Annotated in this window: 2 protein-coding genes; both read right to left on the bottom strand. The window is 49.1% G+C overall.

The window, feature by feature from the left end:
• The coding region (locus tag AC1DPZ_RS28500; RefSeq protein WP_477409882.1) for a heterodisulfide reductase-related iron-sulfur binding cluster at positions 1-276 on the bottom strand (276 nt) is incomplete at its 3' end.
• Between the two features lie 73 nt (positions 277-349).
• The coding region (locus AC1DPZ_RS28495) for a 4Fe-4S dicluster domain-containing protein (RefSeq protein ID WP_477409880.1) at positions 350-705 on the bottom strand (356 nt) is incomplete at its 5' end.

Below are 705 nucleotides of genomic sequence, written 5' to 3'. Positions count from 1 at the left end.
ATCCAATACCTGGATATTGGTCATGGCCTGCATCTGGAACAAAAATTCGTTACCGGCCCGCTTGGCCGGGTCGCCGGTGCAGCTTTCCTCGGTACCCAACACGGCATAGCTGATACCCACATGATGCAGGATCTTACAGATATCACGGGTTATTTTTTGTGCCCGCTCATCAAAACTACCCGCACAGCCCACCCAGAACAGTATCTCGGGCTCCCTGCCTTCGGCAGCCATTTGGGCCATGGTGGGTATCTTTATTTCGGATTTTTCGTTTTCCATTTCGGATTTATCATTTTTTCATAGCATATAAACCATGGAGCTATTTGACTAACTGCAGACTTAAACCTACCTGCTATTTCTCCGCCCAGTTCAACCTGTCGGCCTGGCTGTATTTCCAGGGGGCGCCGTTGTTTTCAACATTGCCAAACATGTTATTCAGGCTGGCAGGGGCCTGCGATTCTTCCATCACGATATAGCGGCGCATTTCGGTAATAATCTCCAATGGGTTAATATTTACCGGACAGGCCTCTGTGCAGGCATTACAGGTGGTACATGCCCATAATTCCTCCCGGCTGATGTAATTATCAAGCAAGGCTTTGCCATCGTCATAGTCCTTCCCATGCTTATCCAGGTTATTGCCCACTTCGGTGATCCTGTCGCGGGTATCCATCATGATCTTGCGGGGAGATAACAGCTTGCCGGTAATAT

The sequence above is a fragment of the Mucilaginibacter sp. P4_G9 genome, assembly GCF_056400985.1.
The sequence above is the reverse complement of the archived record's forward strand: the minus strand, read 5'-3'. Positions and strand labels throughout refer to the sequence as shown.